Origin of the sequence: Pseudotabrizicola sp. L79 (assembly GCF_036553525.1) — a bacterium.
Lineage (GTDB): Bacteria > Pseudomonadota > Alphaproteobacteria > Rhodobacterales > Rhodobacteraceae > Pseudotabrizicola.
Genome location: NZ_JAZHDA010000041.1, coordinates 306,748 through 327,518, shown reverse-complemented (window position 1 = coordinate 327,518; position 20,771 = coordinate 306,748). Strand labels below are relative to the sequence as shown.

The following is a 20,771-nucleotide window of genomic DNA, read 5'->3' as shown; positions in this document are numbered from 1 at the left end:
GTCACTTCACCTGCGGCAGTTGGTTGGCGGCGATATAGGCGGCGGGGTCATGCAGCGACAGGGCCGTCGCCTCCATCCAGGCCATGACGGGGCCTGCAAAGACGGTCAGCGCCACCAGCCCTGCCAGCAGGCCAAAGGTGGCCGTAAAGGCAAGGCCCTGCGGTTCATGCCTTGGCCCCTCTAGCGGGGCGGCGGCATGTGCCTTCCAGAACAGGGTCGATCCGGCGCGGGCAAAGCCCAGGATCACCACCAGCGAGGTGATCAGGATCACCGACCAGACCAGCGCCGCCTGATCGCGCAAGGCATCCATCACCAGAAGCTTGCCGAAAAAGCCCGACAGCGGTGGCATGCCCGCCGTGGCAATGGCCGAGGCCATGAACAGCCCGGCAATCAGCCCCGAGTTCTGGATCGGCGGCAAGGCCTGATCCAGCCGGTCATGGGCGCGGCGGTCGGCCACCAGATCGGCGATCAGAAACAGGGCCGCCCCGGCCAATGTGGAATGCACAATGTAATACAGCGCAGCCGCAGTGGCGGCGGGGGTAAAGGCCGAAATCGCGATAAAGGCCGTGCCCATCGAGGCGATGGCGGCAAAGGCGGCCAGGCGACCAAGGGTGGACGCCCCCAGCACACCGATGGCCCCGATGATCAGCGTGGCAATCGCGGCTGGCATCATCAGATCGGCAATCAGCGTGCCAGTGGCGGGTGTGCTGGGCGGGATCACCATCACGCCAAAGCGGATGGCGGCATAGGCGCCGATCTTGGTCATCACCGCGAACAGGGCGGCAACCGGGCCGGGCGCATTGGCATAGGTGGCCGGCAACCAGAATTGCAGCGGCACCAGCGCCCCCTTGACGGCAAAGACCAGCATCAGCATCACCGCAGCCACGCGGAACAGGGCGTCATCACCCTCGGGCAGGGTTTGCGCCTTGACGGCCAGATCGGCGATGTTCAGCGTGCCGGTTACTGCGTAGATCGTGGCCAGCGCAAACAGGAACAGCGACGAGCCGACAAGGTTGAAGGCCACATATTGCACGCCTGCGCGCAGACGGTCTTTGCCGCCGCCGTGGATCATCAGACCATAAGAGGCGATCAGCAACACTTCGAAAAAGACGAACAGGTTGAACGCGTCACCCGTCAGGAAGGCACCGCTGATGCCCATCAGCTGGAACTGGAACAACGCGTGAAAATGGCGGCCGCGGGCATCCCAGTCTGACCCGATGGCATAAAGCTGGATCGCAACGGCCAACAGCGCGGTCAGCATCACCATCAGCGCCGACAGCCGGTCAAGCACCAGCACGATCCCAAAGGGGGCGGGCCAGTTGCCAAGGAAATACACCTCGGGCGGGTGCAGCGTGGCAGCCCACAGCAGCGCCGCCGCAATGGCCGTCAGGGCCAGAGTCGAGGCCAGCGAAAAGACGCGCTGCAACAGCAGGTCATTGCGCATGAACAGCATGATCGCCGCGCCCACAAGTGCGGGCAGAATGACGGGGGCGATGATCCAGTGGCTCATCATTTCGCACCCCCTTTCGGGGTTTCGTCGGTGTCGTTCATATCCACCTTGTCATGCCCGGCCTCTAGATAGGCGCCCAAAGCCATCATCACCAGAACGGCTGTCATGCCGAACGAGATCACGATGGCGGTCAGCACCAGCGCCTGAGGCAGCGGGTCGGTATAGCCATTGGCATATTTGTCGATGATCGGCGGCAGGTTCACCGTCAACCGCCCGGCGGTGAAGATGAACACGTTGACCGCGTAGGACAGCAGGGTCAGCCCGACGATCACCGGAAAGGTGCGCTGGCGCAGCATCAGATAGACACCAGCCGACGTCAGCAGGCCAAGCGCAGAGGCCACAAGAAGTTCCATCAGCGTGCCTCCTGCGGGTCAAGATCATCGAGGCTGCGGCCCTCGGATGGGTCGATGTCGAAAGGCTCGACGTTGATGGTTTCACCGGCCCGCAGGGCGATGCGCGACAGCGAGGCCAGGGACAGCATCACCGCGCCAAGAACCGTCAGGAAGACGCCAAGGTCAAAGATGGCGGCGGTGGCCAGTTCGAATTCCTCCAGCGGTGGGATGTGGAAATAGTCAAAGCCGGTGGTCATGAAGGGCAGGCCGCCGAACCAGGAGCCGATGCCCGTGGCGGCCGCGATCAGCACCCCGCAGGCGATCAGCGCGTGGTAATCCACCTTTTGGCGGATCTGCGCCCAGGCAAAGCCCGACGCCATGTATTGCATGACCAGCGCGATCGACACGACCAGACCGGCGATAAAGCCGCCGCCCGGCAGGTTATGGCCACGCAGGAAGATGAACACGCCCACCATCAGTGCAATCGGCAGGATCAGGCGGGTGGCGACCACCAGCATCATCGGGTGCCGGTCGCCCGCCCGCTTGAGATCGGGGGTCCAGGCCACCAGACGGTCATTGGCCGGGCCGCTGCGCAACAGCGCTTCGGTCAGGGCGTAGATCACCATGGCGGCAATCCCCAGCACGATGATTTCGCCAAAGGTATCATAGCCCCGGAAATCGACCAGAATTACGTTGACGATATTCGTGCCACCGCCGCCGGGTTTGGAATTGGCGATGTGATAATCGGCGATCGGGGCAAAGGCGGGATCGCGCGTCATCAGCGCATAGGACAGGCCCGCAATGGCCAGACCGGCGATGCCTGCCACACCCATATCCAGCGCCCGACGGCTGTCGGTGCTTTCGGCGGGCGTTTGCTTGGGCAGGAAGTTCAGCGCCAGCAGCATCAGGATCACCGTCACCACCTCGACCGAGATTTGTGTCAGGGCAAGGTCAGGTGCCGAGAAATAGGCAAAGCCGACCGAGATCATCAGGCCGATGATGCCCACCAGAACCAGTGTCAGCAGGCGGTTGCGATGGAAGATCACGATGGCAATCGTGGCCAGCGCCAGGGCGAACCAGCCAAGGGCCGGAACCGGATGCACATCCAGCAAGGCGCGGGTGCCCGGCGTATGGGTGCCAGTGCTAAAGCCGTAATAGGCCGTGGCAGCGATGGTCAGGATGCCGATGGCGATATAGCGCGTCAGCGCGCCGTCATGCAGCCGGTCGGTCAGGCGGCGCGACAGATGGGCAAAGGGTTCGATCAGGCCGTCGAACATCGCCTTCGCCTCGGGGCGGGGGGTGGCGTTCCACAGGGCCATCAGCCGCTTGTGCGCGCCCAGCAGGATCAGGCCCGCCGCAACGGCGGCCACCGACATCCACAGGGCAGGCGAGCCCAGACCGTGCCAGTGCTTGATATAGGCCTGCACCGGTTCGCCCGTCGTGGCGCTGGCGGCGGTATTCACCAGCCAGGCTGCCGATGTCATGGGCATGAAGCCGATGATCACCACCAGCAGCGCCAGAAACGCCGGGGCCGCCCACAGGCCAAAGCCCGGATCGTGCGGTTTTGACGGGTAATCATCCCGCACCGGGCCAAGGAAGGCATGGGCGATGAAGCGGAAGGAATAAGCGACCGAGAACATCGCGCCGATGGTGGCCAGCACGGGCATCAGCCAGGCGCTGCCTGCCCAGGTGGTGTGATAGGCCTCCTCCAGCATCAGTTCCTTGGACAAAAAGCCGTTCAGGGGCGGGATGCCGGCCATCGACAGGGCCGCAACGGTGGCAAAGGCAAAGGTGATCGGCATCAGGGTGCGCAAACCGCCCAGACGTTTAAGATCGCGGGTGTGGGTTTCGTGGTCGATGATCCCCACACTCATGAACAGGGCGGCTTTGAAGGTGGCATGGTTGATGATGTGGAAAATCGCCACGGTCGCAGCCTCGGCCGTGCCAAAGCCCAGCAGCATGGTGATCAGGCCAAGATGGCTGACGGTGGAAAAGGCCAAGAGCGCCTTGAGATCATCCTTGAACAGCGCAATCTTGGCGGCCATCACCATGGTGATCAGGCCCGTGGTGGCGACGATGTAGAACCATTCGGGCGTGCCCGCCAGAACCGGCCACAGCCGCGCCATCAGGAACAGCCCCGCCTTTACCATGGTAGCCGAGTGCAGATAGGCCGACACCGGGGTGGGGGCGGCCATTGCATGGGGCAACCAGAAGTGAAAGGGGAACTGCGCCGATTTGGTAAAGGCGCCCAGCAGGATCAGGATCAGCGCGGGCAGATACCAGTCGCTGGCCTGGATCAATTCCTTGTTCTGCAAGATCACCGTCAGATCATAGCTGCCGACGATATTGCCAAGGATCAGCATGCCCGCGATCATCGCAAGGCCCCCGCCGCCGGTGACGGTCAGGGCCATCCGTGCGCCTTGGCGGCCTTCGGGATTGTGCTTCCAATAGCCGATCAGCAGGAACGAGGAGAGCGACGTCAATTCCCAGAACACCAGCAAAAGCAGGATGTTGTCCGACAGGACAATGCCCACCATCGCGCCCTGAAACAGCAAGAGATAGCTGTAGAACTGGCCCATCGGATCGGATTTCGACAGATAGAACCGCGCGTAGATGATAATCAACAGCCCGATGCCAAGGATCAGCCCGGCAAACAGCAGGCCAAGCCCATCCAGAAAGAAATTGGCGTTCAGGCCAAGCGAGGGAAGCCAGTCGATGCGGGTTTGCACCACCTCTCCGCGCAAGACCGCCGGGGCATTCAAGCCCAACAGCAACAGTGCAAGTGCGGTGACCGACCCGGTGACAAAGGCACAGGCGTTCTTGCCTGCGCGGATCATGAGGCCGGGCAGAAGCGCACCGATGAATGGCAGCGCTGCAATCAGGGCTAAAGACATGAAGCGGGTATTCCCTCGTCGTGGCGGTGGCGTTCTTTTGCGTCGTAAACGTCGCGGCGGGTTGGACCCCAACTGAGCCTTGATACAACGATTTTCAAGAGGCTGCGCGCAAGTCAATGGTTGCCAAAGGACAGAAATTCACCTTTGGCGCTAACAGGACACAGAAATCAGATGTCAGCGCCAAAAGAAAGGCCGTCTTGCCGATTTGGCAGTGCAAAAGGGGGCGGGCTCTGCGCGATGGAAGCGGCGGGTTGGCCCCTGCAAAGCCGGTTGTGCGGCATTATGACCGCGGGGTATAAGCAGGGTTTGGGCGCGGCCTTTGCCACCCGGGCCCAGGCTGTGTGACATTGTGGAAGCTGAGATGACCCCGACTGCCCTTGCCGAATTGATCCGCGAAAAGGCCGGCACAGGCCGGGGGCGGTATCTGGCCGCCCTGGCCGGGCCGCCGGGGGCGGGCAAATCCACGCTTTCGGCTGCCTTGGTGGCCGCACTTGGCACCGGGGCGCGGGTGGTGCCGATGGATGGCTTTCACTATGACGACGCGGTTCTGACGGCGCGCGGCCTGCGGTCGCGCAAGGGGGCGCCCGAAACCTTTGATCTGGATGGTTTTGTTCACCTGATCACCCGGTTGCGGGCAGGGGGCGAAGTGGCCATCCCGGTCTTTGACCGGTCGATCGAGTTGTCGCGGGCCGCGGCCGATGTTGTGTTGCTCGAAGATCGTTTTCTGATCATTGAAGGCAATTGGCTGTTGCTGAACGAAGGCAAATGGGCCGAGCTGGCCAGCCTGTTTGATCTGACGATCTGGATAGACGTCGGGATCGAGGAATTGGACCGCAGGCTGGTTGCACGCTGGGCGCAGCATGGCAAATCGCCTGCCGAGGCACGGGCGTGGATTGACGGCAACGACATGCCCAATATCCGCCGCTGCATCGAAACCTCGCGCCCCGCCGATGTGGTGATCACGCCCTGATCGCCCGACCCTAGCCCTGTGGTGTCATGGCCTTGCGTTGACGCGCGCGTTGCAGGCCCAGTTGCCGTTCGCGCCAGATGATCAGCACGCCAGCGGTGATCACGATGGCAGCACCGATCAGCATGGTGATCGTGGGCATCTCGGCAAAGACGAACCAGCCGATGCCAAGCGCAAAGATCATCGAGGCATAATCAAAGGGCGCGACCAGCGAGGCATCGGCCTCGCGGTAGCTGGAGGTCAGGAAAATCTGGCCAAAGCCCCCCAACACCCCGGCCAGCACCAGCAAGGCAGCCTCTGACGCCGTGGGGACCACCCAGCCAAAGGGCAGGGTCAAGAGCGACAGCCCCGTGGCGGTGACAGAGAACCAAAAGACGATGGCGGCGGTTTGTTCCGTGGCCACCATCTTGCGCACAAAGACCTGGGCAAGGGCCGCAAAGACCGCGCCGCCCAAGACCAGCATGGCGCCAAGGGCCTCGCGGTGGCCGGCGCTGCCTTCCAGAAAGGTCAGGCGCGGCCACAGCACGATCATCACCCCCGCCATGCCCAGAAAGACGCAAGACAGACGGAACAGCCGCACATCCTCGCCCAGAAACATGGCGGCAAAGATCACGGTCAGCAGCGGGGCGGCATAGCCGATGGCGGTCACTTCGGGCAGTGGCAGATAGCCCAGCCCGGCAAAGCCAAGCCCCATGGCGCAGGTGCCCGCGAAACCGCGCCAGACATGGCCCATGGGCGATTTGGTGCGCAGGCCGGTTTTCAATTCGCGCCGCAGGGCCAACCAGGCCACAATAACGGGAATCGCAAATAACGACCGGAAGAACACCGCCTGACCTGCCGGGACATGGTCGGCGGTGGATTTGATCACCGCACTCATCACGATGAAGATCAGGACGGATACAAGTTTGTAGGCAATGCCGCGAAGGGGGCGCATGGGCTGGCTCCTGTCGTGTCAGGTCACATGCTTTGACGTGGGGGTTCAAGGCGTGTTTTGTTCGGGTCACAATATCGGGTGTGCAATACAGCTTTCCCCCGGAACACGGCTCTGCTTTGCTGGGTCGAAAGGAGACGCCCATGGTTCACAACGCCCCAAAAGCCCCGCTGTCGGCCCGCATCGCCCAAGGTCGGGGGGCTGTGCCTGCCGATCTGGTGCTCAAGGGCGGCCGGGTGTTTGACCTGATCACCGGCGATCTGGTGGAAACGGATGTGGCGATTTGCGGCGATACGATCGTGGGTGTCTTTGGCACCTATCACGGAACGCGCGAGATTGATGTTACGGGCCGCGTGTTGGTGCCGGGGTTCATCGACACGCATCTGCATATTGAAAGCAGCCTTGTCACCCCGTTTGAATTTGACCGTTGCGTGACGCCGCGTGGCGTGACCACGGCCATTTGCGACCCGCATGAAATTGCCAATGTCTGCGGTGTGCCGGGGATCGAGTATTTCCTGAGCGCGGCGGATCACACGTTGATGGATATTCGGGTGCAGATTTCTTCCTGCGTGCCCTCGACCCATATGGAAACGGCGGGCGCACGGCTGGAGGCGGCTGATCTGATCCCGTTGCGCGACCATCCGCATGGCATCGGGCTGGCCGAGTTCATGAATTTTCCCGGTGTGCTGATGCAGGATGCCGGCGTGATGGCCAAGCTGGAGGCGTGGCAGGGGCGGCATATCGACGGCCATGCGCCCTTGCTGCGTGGCCATGATCTGAACGGCTATATCGCAGCGGGAATCCGCACCGAGCATGAAGCGACAACCGCCGAAGAGGGTTTGGAAAAGCTGCGCAAGGGGATGCGGGTGCTGATCCGTGAAGGGTCGGTGTCGAAAGACATGCACGCCCTTGCCCCGCTGCTGACCGAACAGCATGCCCCCTATCTGTGTCTGTGCACCGATGACCGCAACCCGCTGGATATCGCCGAACACGGGCATCTGGATTATATGATCCGCACGCTGATTGCCCTGGGGTGCCCGCCGCTGGCTGTCTATCGCGCTGCATCGCTGTCGGGGGCCGAGGCGTTCGGGCTGAAGGACCGGGGGCTGATCGCGCCGGGCAAGCGGGCCGATATAGCGGTGATCGACAGTCTGGAGGGCTGTCATGCCAGCTTGGTGCTGGCGGGGGGGGTGGTGGCCGATGCGGCTGCCTTTGCCGCGCGGCAGGTGACAGAGCCGGTGGCGCGGCATTCGGTCAAGGCCGCCCCGGTGACGGCGCAAGATTTTCGCACCGGGGGCAATCGGGCCGAAACGCCGGTGATCGGCATTCTGCCCGGCAAGATCATCACCCGGCACCTGACCTATGACATCCCGCCCGTCGATGGCGACAAACGGCCCGACCTGTCGCGCGATCTGGTCAAGATCGCGGTGATCGAGCGGCACGGCAAGAACGGCAACCGCGCCACCGGGTTTGTGCAGGGCTTTGGCTTGCAGCGGGGGGCGATTGCCTCGACCGTGTGTCATGACCATCACAATATTGCCGTTGTGGGCGTGGATTACGCCGATATGGCCCTGGCCGCGAACCGGTTGGGCCAGATCGAGGGCGGGTTTGTGGTGGTTGAGGGCGGGCGCGTGCTGGCCGAGCTGGCCTTGCCGGTGGCAGGGTTGATGAGCCTTGAACCGTTCGAGCGGGTGCGCGACGATCTGGTGGCCCTGCGGGCGGCGGCGGCCGGGTTGGGGGTGGTTCTGGAAGAGCCGTTTCTGCAACTGGCGTTTCTGGCGCTGCCGGTGATTCCGCATCTGAAGATCACGGATATGGGCATGGTCGATGTGGATCGGTTCGAGATCATTCCATAGCGGTTTTTCGGGGGCGGGGTGCCGGGGGGGGGCTTTGCGCGGCGCAATGCCCTTGTCTGCGGTGTTGAGATGAAACGAAGGGAGGGGCGATGTTCGCAGTTGTGACGGCGGGTGTATCGGCCATTGGCCGCGATCTGGTGCGGGGGCTGGCACAGGCTGGCCATGATGTGGCCCTGACCCATCTGGGCGCCGATGCGGCAGCCGCAGATCTGGTGGCAGAGGTTGCGGCCATGGGGCGGCGCGCGCGGGCCTGGCCGTCTGATGTCGGCGATGAGGAGGCCGTTGCCGCCCTGTGGGCCGAGTTGGCCGACTGGGCCGGCGCGCCGGATGTGCTGGTGAACAATGCGGGCATTCAGACTTGGGCATCCTTGCTGGAATTGCGGGCCGACCAGTGGGATGCGGTGATGCGGACCAATCTGAAGGGGTGTTTTCTGAACACCCAAGCGGCGGCGCGGGCGATGATTGCGGCGGGAAAGGGCGGGTCGATCGTCAATCTGGGGTCGGGCTGCAACAAATTGGCTTTCCCGCGTCTGGTCGATTACACGGCCAGCAAGGGCGGGATCGAGCAGTTCACCAAAGCGGCCGCAGTGGAATTGGGCCCGCATTGCATTCGCGTCAATTGCGTGGCACCGGGCGCGATTGCAACAGAACGCACCGCCGCCGAGGCCGGGGATTACGCCGGCACCTGGGCCAAGGTTACGCCCCTGCGCCGCGTGGGGGTGCCGCAGGATGTTGTCGGGCCTGTCGTCTTTTTGTGCAGCGCTGCGGCAGGTTTCATCACCGGGCAGACGATCTGGGTGGATGGGGGCGTCTTTTCGCAGGCCCCCTGGCCCTATGATCTGGATGGCGCGTGACGCTGACCCTAAGCGTGAGTTAGGCTAAATTTGAGTGACGCAGGCCGATCAACGTGCTTAGCTTTCGCAATTCTGTTTTGGTGGAGACCCGGATGACACGCCACGATCCTGCCCTTGCCGCTGTCTCTGAACTGCGGGCCAATGTTTCGGTGCCCTTTGAGCAGGCCAAGGCCATGCCAAAGTCGGTTTACACCTCGCCCGAATTCGCCGCGATGGAAGAGACGCATATCTTTGCCAAGGAATGGCTCTGTGCCGGGCGGGCCGAGGCTTTGCCCAATATCGGCGATTATCTGACGATGGAAATCTCGGGCGAGCCGATCATCATTCTGCGCGATCGCGATGGGGCGTTGCGGGGCATGTCGAATGTCTGTCGCCACCGCATGAGCACGCTGTTGGAAGGCCGGGGCAATGTGCGGTCGATTGTTTGCCCCTATCATGCCTGGACGTATAATCTGGACGGCACCCTGCGCGGCGCCCCGGCAATGGCCCTGAACGAAAGCTTTTGCAAGGAAGACATCAAGCTGCCCGCGGTGCGCGTGGAAAACTGGCTTGGCTGGATCATGGTCACGCTGAACCCCGATGCCCCGCCGCCGCAACAGGCCCTGGCCGATGTGGAAAAGCTGGTCGGCTATCTGGATATGGGGGCCTATGTCGAGGCCTTCCGTGAGGAGTTTCACTGGAACACCAACTGGAAGGTGTTGGCGGAAAACTTCATGGAAAGCTATCACCTGCCGGTCTGCCATGCGGGCACAATCGGTGGCACCGTCGATCTGATGAAGATGACCTGCCCCGAGGGCTTTCCCGCCTTTAACTACCATTACATCATCAAGAATGACACCTTGCCACTGTCGCTGGCGCATCCGTCGAACACAGTGCTGCAAGGCGATGAGCGGCGCATCACCTGGCTGATCTCGATCTATCCGGCGCTGATGATCACGCTGACGCCGGGGTATTTCTGGTATCTCAGCCTGACGCCGGATGGGCCGGGGCGGGTGAATGTTTTGTTCGGCGGCGGCTTGGCCGCTGATTGGGCCGCCGACCCCGAGGCCGACAAGCATTTTGCCGCGCTGCGGGCGTTGCTGGATGATGTGAATGTCGAAGACAAGGGCTGTGTCGAAAAGGTCTATCGGGGTCTGTGCGCCGATTTGTCGGAACCGGGGGCGCTGAGCCACCTGGAGCGGCCGAATTTTGAATTCGCCCAGTATATCGCCAGCAAGATGCCGGCCTAGCCGCCCTTGCGGTGGCGGGGTGATGCGCTAGGTTTGGTGGCATGACCGATTTCATGCCAGCCCCCCCGCCTGTTCTGATCGTCTCGCACGGCCAGCCCTCTGACCCGGCCCCTGCTGCGGCAGAAATGGCCGCCTTTGCCGCGCAGGTGGCGCAGCATGTGCCGGGTTGCCAGGTTGGGTCGGTGACCTTGGCCGAAGACGGGGCCTTGGCGGCAGCGGTGGCGCGACTGGGGCCGGGCGGTCTGGTGTTTCCGATGTTCATGGCCGGGGGGTGGTTCACATCGGTGAACCTGCCCAAACGTCTGGCCGAGGCGGGTGGGACCGATTGGCAAGTGCTAGAGCCGTTTGGAACGGTGCCCGAAGTGCAGGCCTTGGCTGTGGATCTGGTGCGTGAGGCCGGTTTGGGCGCCGGGGGCAATCTGTTGCTGGCGGCCCATGGGTCATTTCGCAGCGCCGCCCCGTCCGACGTGGCCAATGCCGTGGCGCTGATGATCAAAGATGCGCTTGGGTTGGCCCGGTCTGAGGCTGCGTTCATCGACCAGAGCCCGCGCTTGGCCGAGGTGCGGGGCTTTGGAGATGATGCGGTGTGTCTGCCGTTTTTCGCCGCCAAGGGGGGACATGTGATCGACGATATTCCGCAGGCTTTGGCCGAAGCCGGGTTCACCGGCCGGGTGCTAGAGCCTTTGGGGCTGGACCCACGGGTGCCGGGGCTGGTGGCGGCTAGGCTGAGGGCGGTTGTTGCGGGGCTGCAAGCCGCCTGAGTTCGGTTTGCAGCGCGTCGCTTGTCTGGCCCCAAAGCGCGGGCAAGGTGGCGGCGGCGGCGCGGGCCGCGTCCACGTTGCCCGTCTTGATATCGGTTTCAACACCAGACAACACCGCACGCAGGCGCAGGACGCCAAAGGTGGCACAGCCGCCTGCCAGTTGATGCGCCTGTTGTGCCATCTGTTCGGGCGGCATCTGGGCTGTGGCCAAAGCGGCCGTAACGGTCGTGGCCTCGGTGGTCAGGCGGTCAATCAGGCTGGTCAGGGGCAGGTTGCCCAGGGTTTGATGCAGATCTGCCAAGGTTTTTGAATCCAGCAAAGGCAGGGCGTTTTGCGGTGGTGCAGAGGCGGCGGCAGGCTGTGCCAACAGGGCTGCCAGCTTGTCACGGTTGACGGGCTTGGTCAGGCAGGCGTCGATGCCGGCGGCCAGAAACCGGTCAATATCGGCGGGCAAGGCATGGGCGGTAAGGGCAATGATCGGGGTCTTGGCACAAGGCCCTGATCCTGCCCTGATCCGGCGCGCCGTTTCAACCCCGTCCATCCGTGGCATTGAAATATCGGTCAGGATGACATCAAAGCCTTGCGCCTCGGCGGCGGCAAGGCCCTCAATGCCATCGCGGGTTTCAATGATCTGGTGTCCGTCTTCCTCTAGAATGCGGCGCAGGATGAAACGGTTGATGTCATTGTCTTCGATCACCAAAATCTTGCGGCCAGCCGATGGGGCCGGCGCCGGTCCGGCTGTATCCGGGGCGGCATCCGGGGCCTTGGCCGATGCTGGCGGCAAGGGCGTTGGCGGCGGGTCAAGGGCGGGCGGGGCGGCGACGGGGCGCAGGGGCAGGCGCACCCAAAAGACGCTGCCGATGCCCAATTCGCTTTCCAGCCCAGTCTCGCCCCCCATGGCGCGCGCCAGTTTGCGCACGATGCCCAGCCCAAGGCCCGTCCCTTTGGTTTGCCGGGGCTGATCCGCCTCAACCATCTCGAAATCATCGAAGATGCGCTTTTGATCCTGTTCGGCAATGCCGGGGCCGGTGTCGATGATCCGGAATTCAACGATATCAGAGGTGCCCCCAAAGGCCTTTGGGTCATGCCGTTCGGTTTCGACGGTGATGGTGCCGTTATGGGTAAACTTGACCGCATTTCCGATCAGGTTCAGCAAAATCTGGCGCAGACGGTTCGGGTCGCCTTCAACCTGCGAAAGTGCGCCCGACAGCGGGTGATGCTGGATTGCAGTCTTGTTCTGAAGGGCAAGGCCGCGCTGATTTTCGATGCATTCGGTAATCAGGCGGTCAAGGTCAAAGGGCCGCACAACGCTGCGGAACTGTCCGGCTTCGCCCTGTGCGATGTCCAGCACGGAATTCACCTGATCAAGCAGCACCTGTCCGGTCGAGGCGATCACATCGGTAAGGCGCGTCTGATCTGGTGTCAGTGTGGTGTCTTGCAACAGATTGACGGCACCCAGCAACCCGTTCAGCGGGGTGCGGATTTCATGGCTCATTACGGCAACGAAATCAGCTTTGGCCTTTTCGCCCGCGCGGGCCTTTTCCAGGGCCTCACGCAGCAAGGTTTCGGCCGTTTTGCGGGCCGATATATCGCGCATGAAGGCGACAATCAGCGTTCCTTGACCAATGGCGCGGCTGGCCAACGACACCTCAAGCGGGAACGCCGTGCCATCGGCGCGCCGCCCTTGCAATTCAAACCGTTGGGCCCCCCTGCTGATGGCCTGAGCGATGGCTGTCGAAATCTGGGCCTGATAGGCGGGCACGTCCTGGGGCGCGAACAGCAAGGGCACAGCCTGACGGTTCAGCACCGCTTCGCGCGGCAGGCCAAACATCACTTCGGCGGCGGGGTTGAATTCAACTGTCCAGCCCCCGCGGTTGGTCACCACAATCGCCTCGGGCGAGTCTGCGATGATCAGTTCAAGGCGCGTGCGCAGGGCCAGATTTTCGTGTGCATTGGCCCGCTCGGCCCGGTAGCCGCGGGTCAGCATCACGGCCAAAAGCCCAAGCAGCAGCACCAAAGCCACCGCCACAAGCCCAAGCCACGAGACCAGCCGGGCAATGTGATCACGTCTTGCCTGCATCAGCGCGTCGATATGCCGTTGCGCCGAACGGCCAAGATCGTGGCTTAGCCCGTGCAGGGTGATCACCTCGCGTTCGATCCGGGGCAAGGCTGTGGTCAGGCGGGCGTTGTTGCCGTCAATCAACGGCTCCCACGCATCAAGATAGGCGCGCATCCGTGCGACAAGGGCCCGGTTTTCCGGGGCGCTCATCAACGGGGCGGTGACGGCACTGGTTTCCAGCAAGGAAAGATGGCTGAACAGCACGTCGAAATCCCGCCGCAGATTGCGCAGCGCCGTTGGGTTTTCGGGCAGTTCGATCGCCGTGTCGATCGACAATTGCAGGGCTTGGCTTTCGACCTCGACCTGAATGATGTCGGACAGCGCCCGATCCAGTTGCAGTGCCTGATCGGCCCCTTGCTGTTGGCGCAGCCCAAGCACCACGATCAGCACCACCCCGACCAGCACGGCAATGGCGGCCAGAACGCTGACCCACCATGGCCACAAACTGGGCGAAGGCAGGCTTTTGTTACCCTTGGGCGGTGCGTTTGTCATTCTATGGCTTGTCTCTGCACCGAGGATGCGGGTTATAAAGAAGGGACCGGGGGCTAAGGTAATCCCTTGCCGCACGACGGGCAAGCCGAAGGAAAAGGACTGAACCCACCTTGCGCATGCTTTTGGCAGATGACCACGACCTGTTTCGCGAAGCGATCGCCGCGATGGTTGGGGCTGATGGGGCGTTGTCTGTTGCGGCTGTTGCCAATGTTCAGCAGGTGTTAGAGCATTTGGCGGCAGAACGCTTTGATCTGGTTCTGCTGGATTACGAAATGCCAGGCATGAACGGGTTGGAAGGGCTGGATCTGGTGCGCCAGAAGGCCCCCGAAACCCCGGTGGCATTGCTGTCTGGCACCAACCGGCGCGATCTGGCCGAGGCGGCCTTGGCGCGCGGGGCGATTGGCTTTGTGCCCAAGACCATTGGCGTCAAGGCGATGATTGCCGCCGTCAAGCACATGGCCGCGGGCGAAAGTTTCGCGCCGTTGTCGATGCTGGACGAAGGCCCGCCGCCCGGTGGCGTGCTGGCCAGCCTGACCCGCCGCGAAACCGAAGTGCTGCGCGGCATTTGCGACGGCAAGGCCAACAAGGAAATCGCCCGCGATCTGGATGTGCAGGAGGTGACGGTCAAGCTGCACGTCAAGACGCTAAGCCGCAAGCTGGGCGCAAAGAACCGCACCCATGCCGCGATGATTGCCCAAGCCGCCGGTTTGGCGCCCGGCCCGCACCGGGGCTAAGCGCCAAGCGCGAGTGGGCGTCAGACGGTGTAAAGGTAAAGATCGTAATCCACCTCGGACACCGTGCGCATGACGCGGGCATATTCGGCGGCCTTGATGGCGGTAAAGGTGCGGTGCATATCGGCCCCAAGTGCGCCCTTCAGGAAGGCCGATGACTTGGCGGCCTCGATCGCCTGCCGCCAATCGACCGGGATCGAGGGCGCATCGGCCCCATCTTCATAGCCGTTGCCGGTGGTTTCCGGGCCGGGGTCGATCTTGTGCTGCAAGCCATGCCGAATACCTGCCAGCACGGTGGCCGCGACCAGATAGGGGTTGGCATCGACACCCGCAGGCCGGTGCTCGATGCGCCGGGCCTTGATATCGCCCGCCGGAATGCGCAGCGCGACAGAACGGTTGTTCACCCCCCATGTCGGGCTGACCGGCGCATAGCTTTGGCTGGCAAAACGGCGCCACGAATTGGCATGCGGGGCGAACACCAGCATCGACTCGCCCATTGTGGCGCGCAATCCGCCAAGCGCGTGCAGAATGGTTGGGGCCCACTGGCCCTCGGTCTGTTCGACAAAGATATTGGTGCCTGCATCATCCAGCATCGAGACGTGAAAATGCATGCCCGAGCCTGCGTAATCTTCGTTCGGTTTGGCCATGAAACAGGCGGTGACGCCATGGGCGCGGGCCTGTGCGCGCACGATCCGTTTCAGCCGCATCAGATCATCCGCGGCCTGCATCACATCGGTGCGGTAGTGCAGCGTCAGTTCATATTGGCCGGGGGCATATTCGCTGATCATGGTTTCGGCCTGAATGCCCGCCAGCTCTGCGCCTTTGTAGATGTCAGAAAACAGGGGCAGCATCCCGTGCAGGTGATCGACGGAATAGACCTCGGTCTTGTTGGATTTGCGGCCATCCAGCACGTCGCGGGCCGGCTGAACGCGGCCATTGCCATCGCGTTCGTTGGCCAACAGGAAGAATTCCAGCTCGAACGCACCGACAGGATGCAAGCCTTGGGCCGCCAGCGCATCGACCTGGGCGCGCAGGGCATGGCGCGGGTCGGATGTCATCGGGCGGCCATCCAGTTCATACATCGACATGAACACCTCGCCCCGTGGGGGCTGGGTGTTGTGCAGGCGCTTGAGCGTGCCGGGAATGGGCCAGGCCCGCAAATCCCCGTCGCCCTGATCCCAGATCAGGCCGGTCTCATGCACATCCTCGCCACAAATATCCAATCCAAGGATCGAGATCGGCAGGTGGCGCCCGGATTTGTAGAACGACAGCAATTCATGGCGCCGGATGATCTTGCCGCGCCCGATGCCATTGGCGTCGTGCAAGACAATGTCAAACGCCTCGACATCCGGGTGGGCGGCAAGAAAGGCTTCGGCTTCGGCAAGGGTCGAGCCTGAGGGGCTGGGGGTCTGGGTCATGGCGGCTTCAATCAAAAGGGGCGGTCAGGCAAAAAGGGCGGTCAGGATTTCGTCGAAAGCCGCGATCAGGCGGTCAATCTGGCGGGTCTTGGTGGCGGGGCTGACCAGCATCATGTTGTGAAACGGCGCGATCAGTGTGCCGCGGTTCAGCAGCGCGGTGTGAATGGCCGCCTCGACCTGTGGCTGATGGGCGGCAGCGGCCTCGGTGCCATTGTTCAGGGGGCCGGGGGCGCAGATGAACTCGACCCGCGCGCCGACGCGCACGACATGCCACGGCGCCCCATGGGTGCGGATGGATTTGGCCAGACCGGCGGCCAACCGCTCGGCGCCGCGTTCCATATGGTCATAGTTTTCGGGTGTCATCACCTGCGCCAGCGTGGCCGCAAGGCAGGCGAATTGCATTGGATTGGCCGACAGGGTCGTGCCCATGCCCGAATGGCCGGGTGGGCGAGTGGCATCATAGGCGTTGAACCGTTCGGCCACTTCGGCCGTCATGCCCCAAACGGCAGTGGGCATCCCCCCCGCCACGCATTTGCCCACAACGAACATGTCGGGCGACAACGAATGCACGCGGGTATAGCCGCCCAACCCCGTTGAAATGGTATGGGTTTCGTCAATGATCAGCAGCGCACCATATTGGCGGCTGAGTTGGCGCAGGCCATCGTGAAAGCCGGCATGGGGCAGGACCATGCAGGAATTTGTCATCACCGGCTCGGTCAGGATGGCCGCGATATCGCCCTGTTTCAGCAACGTCTCGACCCCCGCCAGATCGTTGAATTCCGCCACAGTCGCCGCGCGGGTCAGATCCTGCACCTGCCCGACAAGGCCGGGGCGGTTGGCCGGTTGGTCGTTCACCAGTTCGACCATCGTGTCATCCAGCGTGCCGTGATAGCAGCCGTTGAACACCAGCACCTTGGGCCTGCCCGTCACCGCGCGCGCCACGCGCAGGGCAAAGCGGTTGGCATCGGTCGCCGTGGTGGCGATCTGCCATTTGAACGGGCCAAACCGTTCAGTCAGCAGGGCGCCTGCCTGAAGGGCGGCTTTGGTGGGCAGCATATAGGTCAGGCCGCGGCGGGCCTGCTGGCGGATGGCCGTGGCCACCGCGTCAGGAGAATGCCCGAACATGCTGCCGGTATCGCCGAGGCAGAAATCGTCGATGCCATAGCCGTCGATATCGGTCAGCCTTGCCCCCTTGGCCTTGGCGACCAGCGGCAGATGCGGCATCGGCCAGTCGCGCATCCAGTGCATCGGCACACCATTCAGGAAATGCTGGGCACCCTGGTCCAAAGCCTGCGCCGCCTTGGGGCGGGCAGCTGTATAGCGACTGGCTTCACGCCGGGCGAAATCGGCAAGACGGGCTGGGTCGATCCCGGCAATAGGGGAGGGGGGCTGAGGGGATCTGTCGGTCATGTTGGCCTCTTGACTTGATCTGGTTCTGCCTGAAAATTTGATCAAATTCAAGCGCAGAGTCAGCCAACGGGCAGCGCGTCAGGCAAGGAAAGGCAGGGGGCGCTGCCCCCTCTGGGCCTGCGGCCCATTCACCCCCGGAGTATTTCGGCCAAGATGAAGGGTGGGTCAGAGCCAGTCGGCACGGCCCGTGCCGGTTGCATCGGCCAGATTGGCAAAGCCATCGCGTTCCAACAGCGCATCAAGGCCGGTGGCGATGCGGGCGGCAAGGCCGATGCCGTGATAGACCATGGCGGTGTAAAGCTGCACCGCCGAGGCGCCTGCGCGGATTTTCTGATAGGCCTGTTCAGGGGTGGCGATGCCGCCCACACCGATCAGCGGCAGTTTGCCATCGGTCAGCTGCGAAAGCTGGGCCAGAACGCGCGTGGACTTTTCGAACAATGGTGCGCCCGAAAGGCCGCCGGTTTGGCTTCGATCTGCACTTTTCAAACCATCCCGCGCCAAGGTGGTGTTGGTGGCGATGATCGCATCAAGGCCAGCCGCCATGGCGACCTGTGCGATTTCAGCCAGTTCGGTGGCGGACAGATCTGGGGCGATCTTGAGAAAGACCGGAATGCGGCGGGACAGGGAGTCGCGGGTTTCCATCACCCGGTCGAGCAGGGCGGTCAAGGCGGCGGCCCCCTGCAGGTCACGCAGTTTTTCGGTATTGGGGCTGGAGACATTGACCGTGGCGAAATCGACATGCGGGCCGCAAGCGGCCAGAACATGGGCAAAATCGGCGGCGCGGTCGGGCGAGGTTTTGTTGGCGCCCAGGTTCAGGCCGATGGGCAGGCTGCGGGGGCGGCTGGCCAGCCGGGTGGCGATGGCCTGCATGCCGTCATTGTTGAAGCCGAAGCGGTTGATGGCCGCCTGATCTTGCGCCAGGCGAAACAGGCGCGGCTTGGGGTTGCCGGGCTGCGGCAGGGGGGTGGCGGCGCCGACTTCGAGAAAGCCAAAGCCTGCGCGGGCCAAGGGGGAAAGGGCCGTGGCATTCTTGTCAAACCCTGCTGCAAGACCCACCGGGTTGGCCAGATCGAGCCCAGCGAGCCGGGTTTTCAGGCGCGGCGAGGTGACGGGGCCGGGCAGCGGCACGAGGCCCGCATTCAAAGCGCGCAGCGACAGGCCATGGGCCAATTCCGGGTCAAGCCGGTGCAGGGCCATCAGGCCTGCGCGTTCGATCAGGTTCAAAACACGCCCTCGGGGAAGATATGGCCGGTGGCCCCCAGTGGCAGGGATTTGTCCCAGACCACCTCGGACAGCAGCAATTTGCGGTAAAGATGCGGGAACAAGGCCCCCCCGCGCGAGGGTTCCCATTTCAACGCATCGCCCAGTTTGGTGCTGTTGAAGGCGACCAGAACCAGATCGCTTTCCGTGCCGAACCATTTCGCGGCGGTTTCGGCAACTTGGGCGGCGGTTGAGAAATGGATGAAGCCATCGGCCAGATCGACCGGAGCGCCGGCGGTTTCGCCAGCGGCTTTGAAGGCATCCCATTCGGGGCGGCGAAGGATCTTGTAGATGAGCATGGCGTCTTCCATGCACAAGCGGAAGGCTTTGGTCAATGGGCAGGCCGTCATGCAGGCTGTCATGCTGCTGTTTCAGTGCTGACGTTAGGTCAGACGATCCGGTGATTTGACAAGCGGGGCATGGTGGAGTCACGCTGTGGCCATAACCAACAAGGGAGTCTTTCCAATGAAGCATCGTTTGCTGGGCACTGCCGCCCTGATTGCGCTTTTGGCCAATGGTCCGGTTTCGGCCGAAGAGATCAAGCTGACGCTGTTGGGCGTGGGGGATGTGTATAATTATGCCGAGAGCGACGGCCGTGGTGGCTTTGCCCGCCTGAATGCCGTGGCCAAGGCAGAGCGCGCGGCGAATCCGAATACACTGTATGTGTTCAACGGCGATATGCTGTCGCCCTCGCTGCAATCGGGGTTTGACAAGGGGCAGAATACCATCGACTTCACCAATCTGGTGCCTTTTGACATTGCCGTTCCCGGCAACCATGAATTCGATTTCGGGCCGGAAAACTTTTACGAGAAGATGAAGGCCAGCGCATATCCTTGGGCTGCGATCAACATCACCAATGCCGATGGCAGCCCGATCGAGGGCTTGGGTGGGGTGATGATGAAAGAGGTGGCGGGGCTGAAAGTGGCCCTGGTGCCGGTGGCCCAGGATACCTCGCCCGAGGTAAGTTCGACCGGGGATCTGAAGTTTCTGCCGACGGTTGAGGGCGGCATTGCCGCTGCCAAGCAAGCGCGCGACGATGGGGCAGATCTGGTGGTGGGCGTGGTGCAGACCAATATGGCCAATGACCGGTTGCTGATGGCCAGCCATGCCTTTGACGTCATCTTGTCAGGGGATGACCATTCCTATGCAACGGCCTATGACGGCATCACCGCCTATGTGGAAACCAGTGTGGATGGGCAATTTCTGAACCCTGTCGATCTGACGGTGACGGTCGAGGAGAATGACGGGAAACGCACGGTCAGCTGGACGCCGTCGTTCCGCTTTATCGATACCGCCACAGTCACGCCCGACCCGGAAAGCCAGGCGCTGACCGACAAATACACGGCCGAGCTGGATGAAAAGCTGAATGTCGAGATCGGCACCACCCAAGGGCCGCTGGACAGCCGCCGCAACATGGTGCGGGCCGAAGAGACGACCATGGGCAATCTGATTGCCGATGCCATGCGGGCGCAGACCGGGGCGGATCTGGCCATCATGAACGGTGGCGGTATTCGCGCGGACCGCACCTATGATGCCGGGGCGAAATTGACACGCCGCGATATTCTGACGGAACTGCCCTTTGGCAATACCACTGTGGTGACCGAGCTTCCGGGCAGCCAGGTGCTGGCGGCGCTGGAAAACGGGGTCAGCCAGGTGGAAAACGGGGCTGGCCGCTTTCCGCAGGTGTCGGGCGTGACCTTTACGCTGGACCCATCGGCCCAGCCCGGCAGCCGCCTGTCTGAGGTGATGGTTGGCGGTGCCCCGCTGGAGGCTGACAAGCTTTATACCGTTGCGGTGAATGACTACATCCTGGGCGGTGGCGATGGCTATACGGCCTTGGGGGGCGGGCGCATCGTGACCAACAATGGCTCGGGCAATCTGGTGGCCAATGATGTCATGGCCTATGTCGAAAAGATGGGCACCATCTCTGTTGCCGTAGAGGGGCGGATCAACAAGCTGGGTCAGTAAGCCCTGTAACCGTTTGATCCTTTGACCAGCTGATCGGGC

The 20,771-nt window shown here is 62.8% G+C and carries 16 protein-coding genes; 7 read left to right on the top strand and 9 right to left on the bottom strand.

The features are described 5' to 3' along the window. Position 1: 1 nt before the first annotated feature. The 3 genes from V3C85_RS04280 to V3C85_RS04270 are packed head-to-tail and all read right to left on the bottom strand — an operon-like array spanning position 2 to position 4,736. Positions 2–1,510, bottom strand: coding sequence for a monovalent cation/H+ antiporter subunit D (locus V3C85_RS04280; protein WP_331793835.1), 1,509 nt, complete (start codon positions 1,508–1,510; stop codon positions 2–4). Then, on the bottom strand, positions 1,510–1,863 hold the full coding sequence (locus tag V3C85_RS04275; protein ID WP_331793834.1) for a Na+/H+ antiporter subunit C: 354 nt from the start codon (positions 1,861–1,863) through the stop codon (positions 1,510–1,512). Before V3C85_RS04275 ends, V3C85_RS04280 begins: the two co-directional genes overlap by 1 nt. Continuing rightward, positions 1,863–4,736: a monovalent cation/H+ antiporter subunit A gene (locus V3C85_RS04270; RefSeq protein ID WP_331793833.1), complete on the bottom strand. Its 2,874-nt coding sequence runs from the start codon at positions 4,734–4,736 to the stop codon at positions 1,863–1,865. The genes V3C85_RS04275 and V3C85_RS04270 overlap by 1 nt, the downstream gene beginning before the upstream one ends. A gap of 361 nt (positions 4,737–5,097) precedes the next feature. Between V3C85_RS04270 and V3C85_RS04265 the strand changes: the two genes are divergently transcribed. Next, the gene (locus V3C85_RS04265) at positions 5,098–5,706 is read left to right on the top strand and encodes a nucleoside triphosphate hydrolase (RefSeq protein WP_331793832.1); all 609 of its coding nucleotides are present in this window, start codon (positions 5,098–5,100) and stop codon (positions 5,704–5,706) included. A gap of 10 nt (positions 5,707–5,716) precedes the next feature. On the opposite strand, the gene V3C85_RS04260 is transcribed toward V3C85_RS04265, so the two are convergent. Continuing rightward, the gene (locus V3C85_RS04260; protein WP_331793831.1) at positions 5,717–6,637 is read right to left on the bottom strand and encodes a DMT family transporter; all 921 of its coding nucleotides are present in this window, start codon (positions 6,635–6,637) and stop codon (positions 5,717–5,719) included. Positions 6,638–6,777: 140 nt separating this feature from the next. Between V3C85_RS04260 and ade the strand changes: the two genes are divergently transcribed. The 4 genes from ade (at position 6,778) to V3C85_RS04240 (ending at position 11,334) form a co-directional block, all read left to right on the top strand. Beyond that, positions 6,778–8,490 (top strand): adenine deaminase, encoded by a 1,713-nt coding sequence (ade, locus tag V3C85_RS04255; protein WP_331793830.1) that lies wholly within the window; start codon positions 6,778–6,780, stop codon positions 8,488–8,490. 89 nt (positions 8,491–8,579) lie between these two features. After that, on the top strand, positions 8,580–9,344 hold the full coding sequence (locus V3C85_RS04250) for an SDR family NAD(P)-dependent oxidoreductase (RefSeq protein WP_331793829.1): 765 nt from the start codon (positions 8,580–8,582) through the stop codon (positions 9,342–9,344). A 92-nt stretch (positions 9,345–9,436) separates the two neighbouring features. Continuing rightward, positions 9,437–10,573 (top strand): aromatic ring-hydroxylating oxygenase subunit alpha, encoded by a 1,137-nt coding sequence (locus V3C85_RS04245; RefSeq protein WP_331793828.1) that lies wholly within the window; start codon positions 9,437–9,439, stop codon positions 10,571–10,573. Positions 10,574–10,614: 41 nt separating this feature from the next. After that, the gene (locus V3C85_RS04240) at positions 10,615–11,334 is read left to right on the top strand and encodes a sirohydrochlorin chelatase (protein ID WP_331793827.1); all 720 of its coding nucleotides are present in this window, start codon (positions 10,615–10,617) and stop codon (positions 11,332–11,334) included. On the opposite strand, the gene V3C85_RS04235 is transcribed toward V3C85_RS04240, so the two are convergent. Beyond that, a complete protein-coding gene (locus V3C85_RS04235; RefSeq protein ID WP_331793826.1) occupies positions 11,294–13,945 on the bottom strand; it encodes a hybrid sensor histidine kinase/response regulator in 2,652 nt (883 codons plus the stop codon). The genes V3C85_RS04240 and V3C85_RS04235 overlap by 41 nt on opposite strands. A gap of 116 nt (positions 13,946–14,061) precedes the next feature. On the opposite strand from V3C85_RS04235, the gene V3C85_RS04230 reads away from it, so the two are divergent. Further along, a complete protein-coding gene (locus V3C85_RS04230) occupies positions 14,062–14,679 on the top strand; it encodes a response regulator transcription factor (protein ID WP_331793886.1) in 618 nt (205 codons plus the stop codon). Positions 14,680–14,699: 20 nt separating this feature from the next. Here the strand turns inward: V3C85_RS04230 and V3C85_RS04225 are convergent, their stop codons facing one another. The 4 genes from V3C85_RS04225 to V3C85_RS04210 form a co-directional block, all read right to left on the bottom strand. Beyond that, entirely contained in the window at positions 14,700–16,094 is a 1,395-nt protein-coding gene (locus V3C85_RS04225; protein ID WP_331793825.1) for a glutamine synthetase family protein, read from the bottom strand. Positions 16,095–16,118: 24 nt separating this feature from the next. After that, positions 16,119–17,504 (bottom strand): aspartate aminotransferase family protein, encoded by a 1,386-nt coding sequence (locus V3C85_RS04220; RefSeq protein WP_331793824.1) that lies wholly within the window; start codon positions 17,502–17,504, stop codon positions 16,119–16,121. Between the two features lie 165 nt (positions 17,505–17,669). Then, a complete protein-coding gene (locus V3C85_RS04215) occupies positions 17,670–18,728 on the bottom strand; it encodes a quinone-dependent dihydroorotate dehydrogenase (RefSeq protein ID WP_331793823.1) in 1,059 nt (352 codons plus the stop codon). Then, the gene (locus tag V3C85_RS04210) at positions 18,725–19,063 is read right to left on the bottom strand and encodes a DUF952 domain-containing protein (RefSeq protein ID WP_331793822.1); all 339 of its coding nucleotides are present in this window, start codon (positions 19,061–19,063) and stop codon (positions 18,725–18,727) included. Before V3C85_RS04210 ends, V3C85_RS04215 begins: the two co-directional genes overlap by 4 nt. Positions 19,064–19,229: 166 nt before the next feature. Between V3C85_RS04210 and V3C85_RS04205 the strand changes: the two genes are divergently transcribed. Continuing rightward, positions 19,230–20,732, top strand: coding sequence for a bifunctional metallophosphatase/5'-nucleotidase (locus tag V3C85_RS04205; RefSeq protein WP_331793821.1), 1,503 nt, complete (start codon positions 19,230–19,232; stop codon positions 20,730–20,732). The last annotated feature ends 39 nt before the right edge of the window (positions 20,733–20,771 follow it).

Bases quoted from the DNA above. Each gene is read 5' to 3' on its own strand.
- V3C85_RS04280 (WP_331793835.1), bottom strand. From the start codon at position 1,510: ATGAGCCACTGGATCATCGCCCCCGTCATTCTGCCCGCACTTGTGGGC.
- V3C85_RS04275 (WP_331793834.1), bottom strand. From the start codon at position 1,863: ATGGAACTTCTTGTGGCCTCTGCGCTTGGCCTGCTGACGTCGGCTGGT.
- V3C85_RS04270 (WP_331793833.1), bottom strand. From the start codon at position 4,736: ATGTCTTTAGCCCTGATTGCAGCGCTGCCATTCATCGGTGCGCTTCTG.
- V3C85_RS04265 (WP_331793832.1), top strand. From the start codon at position 5,098: ATGACCCCGACTGCCCTTGCCGAATTGATCCGCGAAAAGGCCGGCACA.
- V3C85_RS04260 (WP_331793831.1), bottom strand. From the start codon at position 6,637: ATGCGCCCCCTTCGCGGCATTGCCTACAAACTTGTATCCGTCCTGATC.
- ade (WP_331793830.1), top strand. From the start codon at position 6,778: ATGGTTCACAACGCCCCAAAAGCCCCGCTGTCGGCCCGCATCGCCCAA.
- V3C85_RS04250 (WP_331793829.1), top strand. From the start codon at position 8,580: ATGTTCGCAGTTGTGACGGCGGGTGTATCGGCCATTGGCCGCGATCTG.
- V3C85_RS04245 (WP_331793828.1), top strand. From the start codon at position 9,437: ATGACACGCCACGATCCTGCCCTTGCCGCTGTCTCTGAACTGCGGGCC.
- V3C85_RS04240 (WP_331793827.1), top strand. From the start codon at position 10,615: ATGACCGATTTCATGCCAGCCCCCCCGCCTGTTCTGATCGTCTCGCAC.
- V3C85_RS04235 (WP_331793826.1), bottom strand. From the start codon at position 13,945: ATGACAAACGCACCGCCCAAGGGTAACAAAAGCCTGCCTTCGCCCAGT.
- V3C85_RS04230 (WP_331793886.1), top strand. From the start codon at position 14,062: ATGCTTTTGGCAGATGACCACGACCTGTTTCGCGAAGCGATCGCCGCG.
- V3C85_RS04225 (WP_331793825.1), bottom strand. From the start codon at position 16,094: ATGACCCAGACCCCCAGCCCCTCAGGCTCGACCCTTGCCGAAGCCGAA.
- V3C85_RS04220 (WP_331793824.1), bottom strand. From the start codon at position 17,504: ATGACCGACAGATCCCCTCAGCCCCCCTCCCCTATTGCCGGGATCGAC.
- V3C85_RS04210 (WP_331793822.1), bottom strand. From the start codon at position 19,063: ATGCTCATCTACAAGATCCTTCGCCGCCCCGAATGGGATGCCTTCAAA.
- V3C85_RS04205 (WP_331793821.1), top strand. From the start codon at position 19,230: ATGAAGCATCGTTTGCTGGGCACTGCCGCCCTGATTGCGCTTTTGGCC.